Here is a 16436-nt window from a genome sequence, read left to right as displayed (position 1 = left end):
AGAAGCCGCTTTACTACAAACCCGGCGTTTCCTGGAACGCTTGGTTTGTTTATTTATGAAGGCGGCGTAAGTCCTAACGAATCGCACGCACCTTATTTGGATGAAATAAACGCTTTATAATGGTTAACGAATCGTACTTATCTTATTCCGGTGAAAATGGCCTCATACAGCGTTTTTTCGGCCCAATAGCGTCGCTGGGGTTCGTTACGCAGCAATAGGCAGGGAATAAGTCCAAATTGCGTTGACTGAGTTCGTTAGCGTCGATAACTTGCGACTTAGACGCAGTTTGCGCGACGCATTGGTCCGGTCAGCCTTGGTCTTGGTCCCAGCTTCGGTCTTGGTCCCAGCCTTGGTCTAGGTCTCAGCCTTGTCTTGGTCTTGGTCCAGGCCTCAGTCTTTGTCTCAGCCTGTCTCGGTCTTGTAATACAAGGCAGGGAGAAGTCGTACAACTCCCGACTTCCTGCCAATTTAACTCGACTCAACTAAATTCAACTTACTTAACCAACTCGACTCTACTTACTTACTCAACTTAACTTATTTAGGAGGTCTATATGGGCTCTTTTCATTTTATTGGCATTAAAGGCAGCGGCATGAGCGCATTGGCGCAGGTCCTTTTCGATTTAAATCATGAGGTGCAGGGCGAAGACATGGAAGCGGTTCTTTTTACGCAGCAGGCGCTTGAAGCGCGGAATATTCCGCTGTACCCGTTCGGCGAAGCGCCGTTATCCCCGGACATGACGGTCATTGTCTCCAATGCATTCGATGAGCAGCATCCGTCCGTTCTCAAATGCAGGCAGCTGGGGCTCGAGGTACAGCGTTATCACCGCTTCCTTGGCGAGCTGATCCAAGGCTATACCAGCATTGCCGTAACCGGCGCCCACGGAAAAACGACGACGACCGGCATGCTGGTCCATGCGTTCCAAACCGACAATCCGCCTTGCAGTCTCATCGGGGATGGAACGGGTAAGGGGGAGCCGCGGGCGACGCAATTTATCTTTGAAAGCTGCGAATACAAGCGTCATTTCTTAGCGTATCGGCCGAATATCGCCGTCGTTACGAATATCGATTTTGACCATCCGGATTACTTCAAGGATATCGATGACGTTAGACATGCATTCGAGGAAATGGCCGCGTTAACGTCCGGATCGCTCGTGGCCTGCGGTGACGACCCGCAAGTGCGATTGCTGCAAACCGGCACGAATACGCTGTTTTATGGATTTAACGAGAATAATAAGTTGAGAGCTTCGAATATTACCGTAGAGCGCAATGCTACGTTCTTCGACGTTCATTACGGGGATTTGCAGATCGAGCGGTTCAGCATCCCGTCTTTCGGTAAACATAATGTACTGAACGCGCTGGCAGTAATCGGAGTTGCCCTGCTGCTAGATCGTGATTTGGCTGCCGTAAGATCCCAATTGGCGACCTTCTCGGGCGTTAAACGCAGATTCTCGGAAAAGCCATGGGGGAGCAATATCATCATTGATGACTACGCGCACCATCCGTCCGAAATTAAAGCGACGCTGGAAGCGGCAAGAAGCAAATACCCGGAACGGCAAATCGTTGCCGTATTTCAGCCGCACACCTACAGCAGGTTGGAGAAGCTGATCGATGATTTCGCAGACTCATTGACTGGCGCCGACGAGGTCTACCTCTGTCCGATATTCGGGTCGGCAAGAGAAGCGGCCGGAAGCGTCTCGATCCACGATTTAGAGGCGCGCATTCCGAATGCCCATCTAGTAACCGACACTTTTGCAGCTGACATGTCCGCCTATAGCGACGCGATCCTGATCTTCATGGGAGCCGGGGATATTCAGAAGTATCAGGAGCAGCTGATTTGAACCAGTATGCAAAATGTGTGCGGCCGAGTTGAATAGCGCCGGGCTGAATTCATAAGAATCCCGCTTGCCCGCAAAGCCGACAAGCATAAGCGTACGGCTCGCAAGCTCAGAAGCGTTCGCGTTGGTCTTGTCGCAAGCGTCTAGAAATTCCAACAAGCATCGGTCAGGTGACCGATGCTTGTTGCTGTTGGGACTGTCCTCGCGGAGCTGCCGGAAGAGAATGAGGGGTCCCGATAAGGCAGGATCAAGCTTCCCATGCGCAGGAATGAATGCTGTCCGCCTAACTCCGTCCAGTCGAAGCCGGCGGACATCGTGTGCAGATGCTCGAGCGTAATGTCCTGTTTACGGCAATCGCGATCCGAGGACAGCTGCGGATAGTAGGCCGCAAGCGGCGGCGTGGATGCCTAGGTTTATGATGTCCGTCCGCTTGTTAAGATGGATGCTGTGAGCCGGGCAGCAGATGGCGATGAATTATTCTTCGAGATTAAGTATGAACAAGATCTGAGTGACGAAGCTGTAATAAAGCCCAGAATTAAGGGATTTGATACGCGACAAGGCGACACATTCAGTAAAGTATATTCATAAGCAATTTGATACAAAGTGCAAAGAGCTTGGTATTATGCCTAGTCAATATCCTAGAAATACGGCTGACAACGGGAGACGCTCTTTATGAGATATGTAAAAGATTTAAAAGTAAGGCATTTCGGGATTGAGCATGTTTTCGGTCAGACTGCTGCAATGATTGCTAAAACCGTACGTAGAGAGGAAAAAAATCACACAACAAATTTCAGACTGTTCTCAGGCGCAAAAACGGTGACTGATTTCCAAATCTGCCTTAAAGGCTACGATACGATCGAATATCCTGAAGGGAGCGGATGGTCGTATGCAAGATATTATTATCCTGAAGCTTCAGATTAAGTGGATTACTGCTTTCCCTGACCGATTTAAATATACAAGTTCTGATAAGTTCTTTCGACTGCGAAGAGGAGATTGCTAAATTTGCGGGTATATTTACTCTGATTTTCTAAGGGGATATCCCTCAAATAATTTGTTATACTTAGGAACGGCAAAAGGAAAAATGAGAGGAGAGATAAAGATTGTTGAATCCGATCGCTTTTTCAATTGGAGCCCTTTCCGTTCATTGGTATGGCATTATTATTGGCTGCGGAGCCATGCTGGGATTATGGCTTGCAATTAGAGAAGGAAAACGGTTTAACCTACCAACGGATTTCTTTATGGATCTCGTCTTAATTGGAATCCCATCCGCTCTGGTTGGTGCAAGAATGTATTATGTCGCGTTTGAGTGGCATTCGTATCAAGATCACCCTCTGGAAATGATTGCGATCTGGCATGGCGGTATCGCTATCTATGGCGCTTTGATTGGCGCGATCATCGCTGCAGTCATCTATACGAGACGTAAAGAGTACAACTTCTGGCGAATCGCGGATATTTGTGCGCCTGGGCTCATAACGGGGCAAATGATCGGCCGTTGGGGGAATTTCATGAATCAGGAAGCTCATGGAGGCCCTGTAACGGAGCGCTTTCTTCGAGATACGCTTCATTTGCCTGATTGGATCGTTAATCAAATGCATATACAAGGGGTCTATTATCATCCGACGTTCCTGTATGAGTCATTGTGGAGCTTTACCGGACTCATTCTGTTAATCATCATCCGCCGAGCACCTAGATTGAGGTCAGGTGAGTTGTTTATGGGCTATTTAATGTGGTACTCGCTGGGTCGTTTCTTTGTTGAAGGAGTACGTACGGATAGCTTGGCATTCGCAGGTCCCGGTTGGTTGGCGGCTTTTCTCAAAAACCTCTGGACCCCAATGAATTTCTTTGGATGGGGAACGATGGAGGCAGGTAAGAATATTCGCGTATCGCAATTACTTGCTATTACAATCATCGCTGCCGCTTTATTATTGATTATCTACCGTAGAACTCGCTTGAGAGTTTCCGAATATTCGGACCCCATCATACCGAGACTACGGCAATCTGTGAAATTGACTGACCAACACCATGCCAAATAAATGCTTGTTCGAGCTTTGTAGCGTAATCCTTGTTGGACGAAGGAGGAAGCGACCATACTCCAGCCCTCTCGTTTACTCGCCCTTCCTTCGCTTGTCTCTCAGCCCCATGTCTCCATGGCGAAGGTGGAATGGATATGGATCAGGCTGGTTTACCTTTATCCTAGCATCACTGGTTATTCCGTTTGGCAGACTTGCGGATATGCTAGGACGCAAATGGATGTATGCCTCGGGATTAATGGTTTTCTTGATCAGTTCTTTGCATGCGGAATGGCACTAACATTCAACGTCTTGTTGGCGGCTCTTATCTTCTAAGCGGTCGGCGCGGCAATGCTGCAGGCCAACAGCGTGGCCATCATCATATTGGACTTTCGGAAACTGATGCATCGAATATTCAGTGATTGCATGCCGTCATCCAAGACTTAAGTTCCTGGTACACTCAACGGCATTCTAATGCAGTTTCGGATCGATTGCCGAAGAATGGCCACCATTTCGAACTTCGTCAAAGATGGAGTTCGAGGGATTCTGAGGTAGCCGAATGCCGAGGAGACGTTCCAAATCACCTAGCGTCACCGGTCTCGCTTGCGGCGTTAGTTCGTAGCCGATTTGTCCGTTTTGTCCGATGGTGGCACTTTTCACGTCTTCAAACCGAGTGATGCCTTGCTGTCGCAATAAAGCCTCTAATTGATCAACTGTCATTCGAATCGATCTTAATTTTTCAGGTTGAATTTGACCATCCTGGATGACAAGTACGGCTCTGCCTGTAAGTAAGCCCTCTATCCAGTTAAACTTGTATTCGAGTACTTCCACGATGAGCAGTACGACGATGAAGACTGCGGCCGATCCCGTTGCTTTGGACATGTGTTGGTCGGCGATCGGCTGTACGATCGTTGTTCCGATAGAGATCATAATAACGGTCGTGGCGACGGTCATTTGCGAGATGGACTTTCTGCCGGCGATTCGCAACAACACGATTCCGACGAGGACAAGCACAATCGATTTCCAGATCCAATCCATGCTTGCGGCACGCTCCTTTTTCTTAGTTGGCTGATCCAGCAAAAGATCATCGAATCAGTCCAGTGCTCTCGATCTTAATTCTCGTGGTCACGACGAATTTGACGTCAGGATATATCTTCTTCCAATAACTCCAATCCTTATCATCCCCGAAGTATTGCGCCAAATAATGCAATCCAAACCCATATGGATCAATGTTTGCGTCCCGGATTTTAATCAACAACTGTTCCCCAGTTCGATTAACATTCTCCTGCAGAAGAAGTTGTACTTCTTTGAGGGACTGAGGGGTTAATGTTACTGGACTCTGCTCTACGAGACCGGAAATCTTGAGTTTTAAATGAACGGTTGGCACGGCTCCTTTTGTGATCGACACATTCGTTGAAGCTCGTGAAACATAGAAAGCGAGCCGTTTGCCTTTGTAATCGATTGGAATTCCTGATTTAGCAAAAGCATTGGCTGTCAAATTATAGAGTTTGGTTTCTCTCGGGTTCAATACGAGCTTCTCATTCTTCTTGTCCAGAAGAGATAATCGTTGGACGACATAGGAGTCGCCGTCGAAAAAAACAACAGGGAAATAGGGATCAAGCCCTTTCTCGGAAAATCGGCGGAAACTATCAAACAATTGTTCGGTAACTGTATAGGGGGATACGGTACCTTCTTTGCCAAACGTAAGGAAGAACGAATTCCCCGCCAATCGTTCAGAAGCCGGCTTTGCCTTAAGCAGTGTGTTCGCGTTCGGTTTCGCAAGTGCCATATAGGAGATAAGCTGAATGTCTCGCCGTCTGTTAAGCCAGTTTAAAGGTTCCTCAAGTGATTGTTTGACCAGGGAATCGCCAAAAACAAACATTTTGCACTGTCCAAAATCGATTTCCTTGTCGACATGAGATTTTAAAATTCTTACGGCTTCGGCAATGCTCTTTGCTTCGGTTTGCTCGATTTGGCTCTCAGCAAGGCCTTCTCCGATTTTAGAAGTAGGAATCGCCAAGCGGAGTGTGATCAGATAAGGATGATCTTTCTTTCCGGTCCAATCGATCCCCATGGCCACAACGAAGAAGCGTTTGTCGATGTCCTTAAAACCGCACCCGGGTAAAGTGGCACAAATAAAGAGTACTACAATCTTTTTGAAAAGAACTTTTACGCGCATGGTTGCTCCTTTCTGCTTCTCCAGGCAAAATAGAGCATCGAGATCATGATAAGGATCTCGGCAATAAATCTTGAGACGAGCCATATTTCGGAAAACAACTGATTGCGTTCCGTATCAACAAACCTCATGTAAAGAAACGTTAAGGCAGCAGCGACAACCGCCAGCAAAATATTTATGCGAGCGGAAGGGTGTTCGTCAGCCTGATTGAACCGGTTCACGGATTGTCGAATAAACAATATTGACGTATGCCATGCATTGATTACGAAAACGAGCGATAAACCGGAGAACAGCAACAAGAACACGTAAAGCACCCGGTTAATAAAACCGTATTCCATTTGCATGGAGTCGGCTGTCATGCTCCAGAGATAAACATAATCTTGTACGCCGACCGACCCATGGAACCCGATCGGAATGAAGAAGGTTACGATTAGAAAAAAGATACCGAAAAGCGGTATCATCCACTTGTACCGGAATTTAAATCCCTTTGTATACAAGCGGTTGAAAACGACTAAATTCATCGTACCGCTAAATAGAAAAGTCGCCGCGATAAAAGCCATTATGGATGGCGGACGATCTACATAACCTGCAACGTAAAGGATGGAGTCCAGTCGCAATTTATCATTCAAGATCGCCTTCACCAAGAACATAATGAGTAATGGAGAACATAGTATGACGATAATCTCGAGAGAAAACTGAACGGTGCGCGTAGAGCGTGAACAGCCCCAAACAGCAGCAGACGCCATAAGGAGCAAGTTTATATACGGATTCATGTCCGGGTAAAAGAACATCCGAATCGTTTCTGAATACGAGTAGATCACGATCACACCGGCTGGATACCATAACAGCACGCCGGCAATAAAGTTGTTCATCACGGTTATCCATCTTGGCAGATAACGATCGCAAAGCTCCGGAAAGCCAAGTCCGGCAAATCGTTCGAAACACTTCATCGTAATAAGGGTCTGTGTTATGCCGTAACAAATGGCAAGTAGCATACTGGAAATCGCTCCGTTAAAACGATCATTAATGAGTAAAGTAGGCACGAACAGCATAATATTAATCATGCCTACATAGAGCACGTGGTAGAAATTATACCTGTTCATGATTATCGTTCCTCTCTGTGATGGTGAGCGGCGGCTTCATTCTTTGGTATGAATAGTGCCAAGTAAGGCTGTCCGAAGCTGCGGAGATTGCACCAATAAATAATAAGCGCGACGAAACAGATAACGACTCCAATCAGGCCGTAGAATATGGAAATGAATACAAAAATATATTTGATGAATCGGATGGAATTTCCGAAACCGTTGTTTGGGATAACAAAGTTCGAGATGGCTACGGCGGAGGTAACGATAATCATGATAGAGCTGACCAATCCTGCTTGCTGTATGGCTTGGCCCAGAATTAGCCCTCCGACGGTTGTCGCCGTAGAACCGATGTAGCGAGGCAGGCGCAAACTTGCTTCGTATAACGCTTCGATCATGAACATCATGACGAATACCTCAATGAAAGATGGATAAGGCACAACCACTCTGCTGCCAGCAATCGACAGTGTCAATTGAACGCGGAGTACCTCGGGGTTATAGGAAACGAAAGCGATGTAGAGCGACGGCAGCGTCACGGACAGGCACATGGCGAAATAACGCAAGAGGATCAGGAATTTACTCATCCAATACACATCGTAATCATCGTCCATCGCATGCATGAAGTCGAACAGTCTAACAGGCAATATAAGCGCGAAACGACTGCCGTCCATTAGAAGGGCGATTTTGCCTCGTTCAATCATTGTCGCGATCCTATCGGGTCTTTCGGTTTGCAGTATGGTGGGAAACAGCCGATGTTTCCGTTCAGATAGTTCCTGCGAGAGCTGTCCAGCAGCGCGAAGTATTTTGAGCGTTACATGTGGCAGGCGACTATACAGGAGCCGCAGTACGTTCGAGTTCACAAGGTTTTTATCGTAGAGTACGGTAATTCTAGTTTTGGATGCCTGACCGATAATATGCTGTTCTACGCATAGCGTGGGCTCATTGTAACGGAGCCGGCATAGACTAATATTCATATCCAAATCCTCGGTCAGCGCGGATTGCGGACCTTGGAGCGAGGCTTCTATCTGATTGGTGTCCGGCTTATCTTGCCATTTTTTCTGAACCCCATAACGGTAGACCTGGTCATGAATCTTGAAGAGGAGTGTGCCCTTAAGCAATAGCTCTGTCCACAACTCGGGTTGATCCGCCTTGCTGAAGGCGGGGTTAGAATTGATCATCCGTTCAAATTCCACAGGGTCGAACCGATAAGTGAAAGGGACTAGCAGTCCGTCTTTAATCAGTTGCTGATCGCATAAGGATGGAAAATAGCAAAGTTCCATCGTAATCAAGTCGTTATTGAGAGTCTCGCCATATAAGTCAGAAGGATGATTCAACTGTTCACGAATGGATTCGAGCATTTTTGCACCTCCTTGATTTTCCATTTCTTATTAAGATGCCCGTTTACCGCCAAGTACATGCAAGAGCTTATTTATCCATAAGGGAAAGATCTGTTCTTGTAGACAATATGAAAGTGATTTTGTATAATGAGTGTCAAAGAATAGTATCTTCCCGGAGGAGCCTGTCACAATAGGCTCCTTTTTGTCATTTTCTTGTACATTGAGTGGACGATGAAAGGTGCACATTACGATTGAGAAAATAATGGATGTAATTAAACCTTGTATTTCATACGGTTCAAGCACATCCAGTCCGATCGCTGGGCTATCAAGGGAATATGAGGTACGAGCTCATTCGAGAAAAAATGGAGACATGCGATGCACTTCTATTGCTCGGCGGCGTGTATCCGCACTATAACGATTGGATCAGCAAAGAAATCATGGCTTGCAAGAAGGAAGGCGATAAGCCGTTAATTGTCGTCCACAAGGATCAAACACTGCAAATTTCACCTGTCGTTAGAAGATATGCGGATCGTTTCGTACAGTGGAACAAGGATGAGTTAGTTGCCGCTTTTCGCGATCTCTTGCAATAACCGAGCTCTGATGAAGAACGCTTGCATTCGGATAGGATATCCGGAAGCAGGCGTTTTCTTTTTGGTAAGAACAAGATGGCATGTCGCAGAAAGAGCTCGGATATTCGGCCGACAAAGATAAGACTACAATTACGCGCATTATCGATAGCCTGGAACAACGGAATGCGATTAAGCGTCATAAACATCCGTCTGACCGCCGCTCTTTTCGAATCTATTTAACACAGGAAGGAAGAGAGCTGATCCAGGAACTGCAGCCTATTCCGGACAAGGTGAACAAGTCTGCATGCATCGGGCTTTCGGAGAATGAAGTGCTATCATTTAAACAAACACTTCAAACTTTGCAAAACCAAATCATCGATGAAACAGACCGATTTAAGCTGTCGTCAACAGAATGAATTAATGGTTTTGTAATCTTTCCGTCTAACCGGATACGTTATAATCACATCAAGACAGCTATTCATTAGCGACGACGGAGGGCTTGATTTTGTCCATCAAAATATTGATTGCAGATGACGAATCCAATATCAGAGACGTTTGTACCCGATATCTGGAGCGAGAGGGATATGAAGTAATCACAGCGGGTGACGGCGAAGAAGCACTTCGAATCTGGGCGCAATCGTCGCCCGATCTCCTGATTCTTGACGTGATGATGCCGAAAGCAAACGGCTTCCAAGTGTGCGAGGACATTCGCAACAAGCATGATGTACCCATTATTCTGCTTACCGCACGAGGCGAGGAGAACGATCGCATCATTGGGCTTACAATGGGGGCGGACGATTATATAACGAAACCTTTCAGCCCCAGGGAATTGGTGCTTAGGGTCAAGTCCATTCTTCGCAGGCTGCATACCAATAAGTCCACTATGAACGAAGCCCAAATGGAGAAAGAAACGATTTCATTTCCGGGACTCATTATTCATTTGCCCAGCAGAACCGTGGAAACGGATGGGGTTAAGATTGATTTAACCGTGAAAGAGTTCGAGCTGCTTACGTTACTCGCCACGCATCCAGAACAAGCGTTCTCGCGCAGCCAACTGCTGAACAAGGTGTGGGATGTCGATTATTATGGGGATATGACCACGGTAACCGTTCATATACGGCGCCTTCGGGAAAAGATCGAAGCTAATCCTTCCGAGCCGACCTTTATTAAAACGGTTTGGGGCATTGGCTACAAATTCGAAGGGCGTGAATCGAAGTGAAACCGAAACTGCGATTTCGGACTTATTTATTGCTCCTAAACGGGATCAGCATAACGATCATACTCGTTAGCGTGTTTGTCATCTATCGTTACATGCTGTTATCTTGGAACGAATATCGAATTATAACCTGCATCACAATTGGGGCGGCTGCCATTTCGTTCGTTGTACACTTTCTTCTGACACGGCCGCTGGCCCAATGGCTTCGAGTATTGGCGACCGGTACGGAGCGCGTCGCCAGTGGTGATTTCAATATCGACGTGCCGCAAATCGGACCGCAGGAGTTTCAACAATTAGCCGATCAATTTAATCAAATGTCCGGCAGGCTGCGCGACATGTTCGAAAAGCTGCGCGTTTCCGAAGAAGCTCGATCAGAGCTCGTTGCGAACGTGTCACATGACCTGCGTACCCCGATGGCATCCATTCAATCGTTCGTAGAGGCATTGCAGGATGATGTCATTCAAGACCAGGAGACATTCAATCGCTATCTGCAGACCATCCGTCTCGAAACGCGTAAATTGAATGGGTTGATCGAGGACTTGTTTCAGCTGTCTCGGCTTCATGCTGGAGCAATTGAACTTCATCAGCACACCGTTGCGGTGGATAGCCTATTCGTGGAAGTTTTGCATAGCCATTATATGCTGTTGAGGGAGACAGGTCTTGAGGTCGAAGTACGAGTGCCTGACGACATCGGAAGTATATGGATCGATGAATTCGAAATCAAACGGGCGCTTGGCAATTTGCTTCAAAACGCCATTCAGTACGCGCCAGTCGCTTCGACGATTCTGTTTGAGGCCAGACCATCAACCGGTGATTTCGTGGAGCTTTCGTTACGGGATGAAGGACCAGGCATTGATGAGAATGATTTGAAACGCGTGTTTGATCGATTTTATCGTTCAGACCCGTCGCGAGGCAGGGAAGGCGGCGGTGCAGGACTCGGCCTTGCGATCGTTCAATCAATCGTTGAGCGTCATGGCGGGAAAGTCGGCGTAGACAGCCGAATTGGTGAAGGAAGCCGATTTTGGTTTACGGTTCCTCTGAACAGACACGGATTAAGTTAATTCTTTTGTAAGCATTACGTTATTCTTCCTTAAGTGCCTTTCGGTATAGTGAATACCGAAGAAGCAAGTAAACCTAAGGAGGATGTTATCAATGGTAAAAATGAAAAAAGCACTCGCTGTATCCGTTCTTTCCGTGGCACTTCTTATTCCAGGCATTGCCCAAGCCCAGGAAATGGGGTCGATGGAACCAAAGTCGGACACAATGATGGAGCAAAGCGCAATGATGGATATGAAAGAACTCGTGCCTTTGAGGATGTTTGCCGATACCCTTGGCTATTCGATCATGTGGAACAAGGATGATCGATCCATCACGTTAACGTACATGGGCATGAACATGGGGATGAGTAGTATGATGGGAGCGGTCGAAGATATGCAAATGTCCAATCAACCTCAAATGTCGATGGATGATAGGTATACGATTAAATTGATGCTGGATTCCAAAGTAATCATGGTCGGGATGGACAAGAAGATGCTGAAACAGAGTCCAATGCTAATGCACGGAAGCGTGTATATAAGCAAAGACATTGTAACCTCGTATTTGCTTGCTCCCTTTATGATGAAGTAAACCCGTTAGTCTTGTGCCAAATGGGCCGTATGAAATAACATAGAGAAAAACAGCTGCGGAACCCTTGATCGGGTTCCGCTATTTTGTTTGGAGATAAAGCTCCGTTGAGCGTAAGGTGGGCTTTTATTGATTGAAGATACAAAATGAATAGAGCCGAATACAGAATCGAATAATATTAGAAAATCCGAGAGGTGATCAAATTGAAGCAACTGTTCATTTTCGCTTTATTATTTCTTCTCGTCTATGCCCTCGAAACTTGGCTGGATCTTCTTCAAGGGCTCAGCGTTTCCGAAACCTTGCATGCATTAATTAAAATCAGACATAGAGCCGACGTAGAAGACTATTTTTTAAGTGTTGTTTTTTTTCTGCCGCTCCTGATTTCAGCTTGTGCCAAACGTGTGAATCGGAAAAAATCCTAATCAGCCTTGAATCAGTTTATGTCTTTTGTCTGATCCAGCCGATAATCAGTAATAGGACCGGAACTGCGATTTGCAGAGGAAGATGCAAATAGTAGGGCACGATCTTAACCCCTTCGTAGATGTGATGAATATACGTAGGCGCAATGATAAGCGAGCTGATTAGTACCGACACCCCGATTGGATAAATCGTTTTCTTTCGATCTTTCATCTTGAACAATTGAGCTGTGCCGATCATTGCGCAGTAGAAATAGACCGCGATTTTCACGAATCCCAAAATGACCATGCAGATAATCACCACGATATCAAGCCGTTGTACGAAATGAGAAATATCGATGTAGCCTCCAGCGGTCAAGAAAGGGAAAGCCGACCGTTCGATCACGTTGGCGCCTAGAATGGCAATGTTCATAATCGTAAATAATGTCAGGAATAGTCCGCTCAAAGCAATTGCAATCAGGCCCGCCTTCTTGGCCCGATCCTGTTTGTTCAGGGAAGGCAATAGCATCGTAAAGGCTATCAATTCTCCGAACGGAAACGTCAACGTACTTGGAAATACGCTTTTGAAAACGGGGCGCCAGCCATGTTCTAATACCGGGAGAAAATGATGCCATTTCATAATTTGGCTTGCTATTTCAAAAATCACCAAGGAAAGCAGCATGAACACAATGATAAAAAAACAAAGCTCCGCTATGCGGAAAAAAACTTCCAGTCCTTGATAGGCCGCATACATGACACAAATCACCATAATGATGCCGATGGTCAAGAGAGTGCTCGACCGATAATCGGTAATCACGAGCAGTTCCTCGAAGTCGCGCAAGACGCGGGATGCGATGTAAATGAAATAAACGACGTATGCAAGACCGATCAACCAGCCTGGAAACGTACCAAGAATGCTTTGTAGATATTGAATCAAATTCTTTGAGGGGTACATACGTGCCAGCTTCGTATACACCAAATACAGGATACAGCCCAAACCCGTTGCCAATATAACCGACATCCAAGCGTCCTGTTGAGCGTCTGCGGCCAATCCGACCAGAATGGCGCTTCCAAGCTCGAATAAAAATATGACACTAAACAACTGAAACCCATTTATTTTTTCCTGATTCATCTTGCTTATCCGGCCCCTTAATCAATAGGGATATGGCTTGACTCTCATTCCTACCCCTTCGATATCGATACTCGCGTGAACGGTTACATTCGCCTGCGAAAATACCTCATTCCATTGCTCACTGTGGTCGTTCCATTTGCGGAGATGGGAATAGTGCAGGATTTCTCCAAAGCCGAACACGTCACTCTTCATTCTTTGCGCTGCCCTAATGCCTTCTTTGATTTCCAGCTCCAGCTCCTGAGCTGCCTTGTCTTCATATTCCTCAAGCACTTCGCGCTTGCTTATGTCCTTGTTACAAAGCAATTCGCTGATAAATCCGTAAGCCTTGACCTCAACGGAAATTTCGGTATGATTATTCGTGATATCGACACGAGAACGACTGCGAAGCCGATTAATGACAACCGTGTTATAGTGCTTCTTGTCACATGGAATCCTCAGGAATGTTTTCTTTATTTTGTTGCCTATGATTTGCAGCGACTTTGTTTTCTGCCCATCCATCCATCCGACGAGTATTCCCTTTCTAAAGACTCCAATTCCGTTTAGCGCGACGTAGGTCTTCTCCATGCTTTCCAAGTTCTTTTTGGTAATGCCGGTCTTTTTGTTGCCGACGACGGTTATCCCGCTTATGGCCGGTTCGGAGCCCAAGTTCGTCAGGTCCTCAATGACATCGTAGATTTTGGTGTCGCCATGTTCCCCTAGAATGAGGGAAGCGTTCTCCAATTTGCCCTCCAGTGTGCGAACGGGGATTTTATCGATGGAGACAAGGGTATCCAAGAGGGTTTTCACATTCGAATTCCGGGCGACCAAAACCGGAATATTCACTTTCACATTGGCATCCCGCTCAAAGATATCGAATATGAAGTTTAAACTTTCCTTTCTCGCCAATTCCTCGCCAATTACGACGACTTGAACGTGAGAATAAATATTTCTCCTCGAAAAAACATTTGCATGATTAAATGCCGCTTCGGACAACGTCTTTCCGGTCGTTGTAAAATCGATGACGGGCGTAGTTCCAGAGCCCGTACTTTTTGCGGCATTCTCGATCGGATTCACCACCTGGTACGTGACCTCATACATGTCTTTATCGGGAAGATAATCAATTCCTAAACCAAGGACAATGGAAAGTTCATTTAATTCTTTGTAATTCGAGCACCCTGTGATGGTGGCGAACAATACCATCATGATCATGAACCTTAACATTGTTCTCACTCACGTTCACCCGCTTTATTCGTTGTGTTTACTATTAAGGTCAGGTGCCGACAGGCTTTGAATCGGGAAGCGCAGCAGCATGTCCTTCTGTTCGCGAAGTCTGAATGGAGCCATGGGAGCGAGGTAAGGAACGCCGAACGACCGAAGACCGCACATGTGCATGCTCGCGATAAGCGTCACGATCAAGAGACCGTACAGGCCGCAATAGGATGCGACGACTAGAAGCAGGAAACGGAGCATGCGCGCCGTGATGCCGATATTGTAGTAGGGGAGTGCGAAGCTGGCGATGGCGGTGATTGCAACGATGATCACCATCGCCGCTGAAACGAATCCCGCATCTACGGCTGCTTGTCCCAAGATGAGTGCTCCGACAATGGAGAGAGCCGGACCAACGGCTCTCGGCATGCGAATTCCGGCTTCCCGCAACACCTCAAAGGTGACTTCCATAATTAGCGCTTCTACAATCGCCGGAAAAGGCACGGCCTCCTTTTGCGCAGCGATGCTGACCAATAAAACGGTTGGCACGAGCGCCTGGTGAAATGTAATCATGGCGACATATAAAGAAGGTGCGTAAAGCGCGAGAAGGAACGCCACTAGACGTAAAAACCTCAGCATGCTTCCTATATATGGATTCTGGTAATAATCCTCCGGGGACTGAAAGAACTGCGTAAACGTAACGGGTACGATGAGCACGAAAGGCGTACCGCTAATAAAAAGAGCGATGCGTCCTTCAAGCAAATTACCAGCCACGATATCCGGACGCTCCGTATTTAGCACGGTCGGAAAAGGTGATCGTTGTCCGTCTTGGATCATGCTTTCGATGTATGCCGATTCAAGCACGCCGTCGATATTGATTTTTTGAAGCCTCTGCCTGACTTCCTTGACGATGGCTTCGTCCGCAATCTCTTTCACGTACATAATTTCGACGGCCGTCTGCGTCACGTTCCCGATCCTCATCTGTTCAAGCCGAAGTTTCGGACTTTGAATACGCGCCCGCACCAAGGATGTATTGGTCCTGAGATTCTCAGTAAAGCAGTCTTTGGGGCCGCGTATGACCGTTTGCGTGGTCGGTTCGGAGATGCTGCGTGATTCAATTTGTTTGGTATCCAGGATAAGAGCATTTGAATCGCCATCAATCACAATCACAGTTTTTCCGGATACAAGGGAGAAAAGGATTGCCTGTAAAGTATTCGTTTCCTGCATATTCGAAATCGCGATGACCTGCTTCAAATGAAGGTTTAGCGTTTCGGTAGTCGAGTCGGATTTGGATGTGGATGTGGAAAGGGGTTCCAATATATGCTCGTTAATCTGTTGCGATTTCGACATTCCGTCGATATAGATTAATGCCAGCGCACTCGGGAGACCAGAGTGATTAATGATGTGAACGATCAAATCAGAGCTATTGTCTAGAGCCTCTTGGATTTTAGAGACATTGTTATGAAGCTTGGTATCGAGCGGCGCTTCGGGAGGCAAGGAATTAATTTGACTATGATCGGGAGTATCATCTTTTTTTTTCGGCATCTCGACCCACCACCCATTCATCTCTTACATAAAAATCATGGATATTATTTACTATAGAACGGTAAATTATGCAAAATAGAAAGATATCGAAAAAGCTACTTGGTAGGTTCAGACGACAATAAAGCCGATCCTTTATGAACTTTTATTTCGTTACTCAATGAACTTGCTAATTACATTTCGCAAATGAATAATGTGTACGAGAAGGCGAATGGAGTCCGGAAGCATTAATTTGAGGAATAGCATTGACAATGAACAGTTGCAGGTCATATATTTGTTGTACATACAAAATATAAATCCATTAAACGGTTTTCAATCTTTCCTGAAACGGAGCG

General features: G+C 46.4%; 16 protein-coding genes. 9 read left to right on the top strand and 7 right to left on the bottom strand.

Translation table 11 applies throughout. The annotated features are described in order from the left end of the window. Positions 1 to 551 precede the first annotated feature (551 nt). From murC to lgt, 3 genes are all read left to right on the top strand, one after another. The gene (gene murC, locus GZH47_RS09880) at positions 552 to 1838 is read left to right on the top strand and encodes a UDP-N-acetylmuramate--L-alanine ligase (RefSeq protein ID WP_162639942.1); all 1287 of its coding nucleotides are present in this window, start codon (positions 552 to 554) and stop codon (positions 1836 to 1838) included. Between the two features lie 669 nt (positions 1839 to 2507). Next, on the top strand, positions 2508 to 2756 hold the full coding sequence (locus GZH47_RS09875) for a hypothetical protein (RefSeq protein WP_162639941.1): 249 nt from the start codon (positions 2508 to 2510) through the stop codon (positions 2754 to 2756). Positions 2757 to 2935: 179 nt separating this feature from the next. Continuing rightward, positions 2936 to 3868, top strand: a complete 933-nt coding sequence (gene lgt / locus GZH47_RS09870) for a prolipoprotein diacylglyceryl transferase (RefSeq protein ID WP_162639940.1) — start codon at positions 2936 to 2938, stop codon at positions 3866 to 3868. 447 nt (positions 3869 to 4315) lie between these two features. Here lgt and GZH47_RS09865 read toward each other — a convergent pair whose 3' ends face one another. The 4 genes from GZH47_RS09865 to GZH47_RS09850 are packed head-to-tail and all read right to left on the bottom strand — an operon-like array spanning position 4316 to position 8460. Then, on the bottom strand, positions 4316 to 4882 hold the full coding sequence (locus tag GZH47_RS09865; protein WP_162639939.1) for a DUF421 domain-containing protein: 567 nt from the start codon (positions 4880 to 4882) through the stop codon (positions 4316 to 4318). A 46-nt stretch (positions 4883 to 4928) separates the two neighbouring features. Next, positions 4929 to 6023, bottom strand: coding sequence for a Ger(x)C family spore germination protein (locus GZH47_RS09860; RefSeq protein ID WP_162639938.1), 1095 nt, complete (start codon positions 6021 to 6023; stop codon positions 4929 to 4931). Continuing rightward, positions 6014 to 7123, bottom strand: a complete 1110-nt coding sequence (locus tag GZH47_RS09855) for a hypothetical protein (RefSeq protein WP_162639937.1) — start codon at positions 7121 to 7123, stop codon at positions 6014 to 6016. Before GZH47_RS09855 ends, GZH47_RS09860 begins: the two co-directional genes overlap by 10 nt. Before the next feature lie 2 nt (positions 7124 to 7125). Next, entirely contained in the window at positions 7126 to 8460 is a 1335-nt protein-coding gene (locus GZH47_RS09850) for a spore germination protein (protein WP_162639936.1), read from the bottom strand. Between the two features lie 314 nt (positions 8461 to 8774). On the opposite strand from GZH47_RS09850, the gene GZH47_RS09845 reads away from it, so the two are divergent. The 6 genes from GZH47_RS09845 to GZH47_RS09820 all read left to right on the top strand — a co-directional run bounded on the left by GZH47_RS09845 (position 8775) and on the right by GZH47_RS09820 (position 12269). Continuing rightward, the gene (locus tag GZH47_RS09845) at positions 8775 to 9029 is read left to right on the top strand and encodes a TIR domain-containing protein (protein ID WP_225446424.1); all 255 of its coding nucleotides are present in this window, start codon (positions 8775 to 8777) and stop codon (positions 9027 to 9029) included. A gap of 80 nt (positions 9030 to 9109) precedes the next feature. Further along, on the top strand, positions 9110 to 9424 hold the full coding sequence (locus GZH47_RS09840) for a MarR family winged helix-turn-helix transcriptional regulator (RefSeq protein WP_162639934.1): 315 nt from the start codon (positions 9110 to 9112) through the stop codon (positions 9422 to 9424). Positions 9425 to 9513: 89 nt separating this feature from the next. Beyond that, entirely contained in the window at positions 9514 to 10227 is a 714-nt protein-coding gene (locus GZH47_RS09835; RefSeq protein WP_162639933.1) for a response regulator transcription factor, read from the top strand. A 71-nt stretch (positions 10228 to 10298) separates the two neighbouring features. Then, on the top strand, positions 10299 to 11285 hold the full coding sequence (locus tag GZH47_RS09830) for a HAMP domain-containing sensor histidine kinase (RefSeq protein WP_162639932.1): 987 nt from the start codon (positions 10299 to 10301) through the stop codon (positions 11283 to 11285). A gap of 91 nt (positions 11286 to 11376) precedes the next feature. Next, entirely contained in the window at positions 11377 to 11850 is a 474-nt protein-coding gene (locus GZH47_RS09825; RefSeq protein WP_162639931.1) for a stalk domain-containing protein, read from the top strand. Positions 11851 to 12050: 200 nt separating this feature from the next. Beyond that, the gene (locus GZH47_RS09820; RefSeq protein WP_162639930.1) at positions 12051 to 12269 is read left to right on the top strand and encodes a YczF family membrane protein; all 219 of its coding nucleotides are present in this window, start codon (positions 12051 to 12053) and stop codon (positions 12267 to 12269) included. Positions 12270 to 12285: 16 nt separating this feature from the next. Here the strand turns inward: GZH47_RS09820 and GZH47_RS09815 are convergent, their stop codons facing one another. The 3 genes from GZH47_RS09815 to GZH47_RS09805 are packed head-to-tail and all read right to left on the bottom strand — an operon-like array spanning position 12286 to position 16104. Next, on the bottom strand, positions 12286 to 13374 hold the full coding sequence (locus GZH47_RS09815) for a GerAB/ArcD/ProY family transporter (RefSeq protein ID WP_162639929.1): 1089 nt from the start codon (positions 13372 to 13374) through the stop codon (positions 12286 to 12288). Positions 13375 to 13395: 21 nt separating this feature from the next. Further along, positions 13396 to 14562: a Ger(x)C family spore germination protein gene (locus GZH47_RS09810; RefSeq protein WP_225446423.1), complete on the bottom strand. Its 1167-nt coding sequence runs from the start codon at positions 14560 to 14562 to the stop codon at positions 13396 to 13398. A gap of 36 nt (positions 14563 to 14598) precedes the next feature. Then, positions 14599 to 16104 (bottom strand): spore germination protein, encoded by a 1506-nt coding sequence (locus tag GZH47_RS09805; protein WP_162639927.1) that lies wholly within the window; start codon positions 16102 to 16104, stop codon positions 14599 to 14601. Between the last annotated feature and the right edge of the window lie 332 nt (positions 16105 to 16436).

Source organism: Paenibacillus rhizovicinus, assembly GCF_010365285.1.
Taxonomy (GTDB): domain Bacteria; phylum Bacillota; class Bacilli; order Paenibacillales; family Paenibacillaceae; genus Paenibacillus_Z; species Paenibacillus_Z rhizovicinus.
The sequence above is the reverse complement of the archived record's forward strand: the minus strand, read 5'-3'. Positions and strand labels throughout refer to the sequence as shown.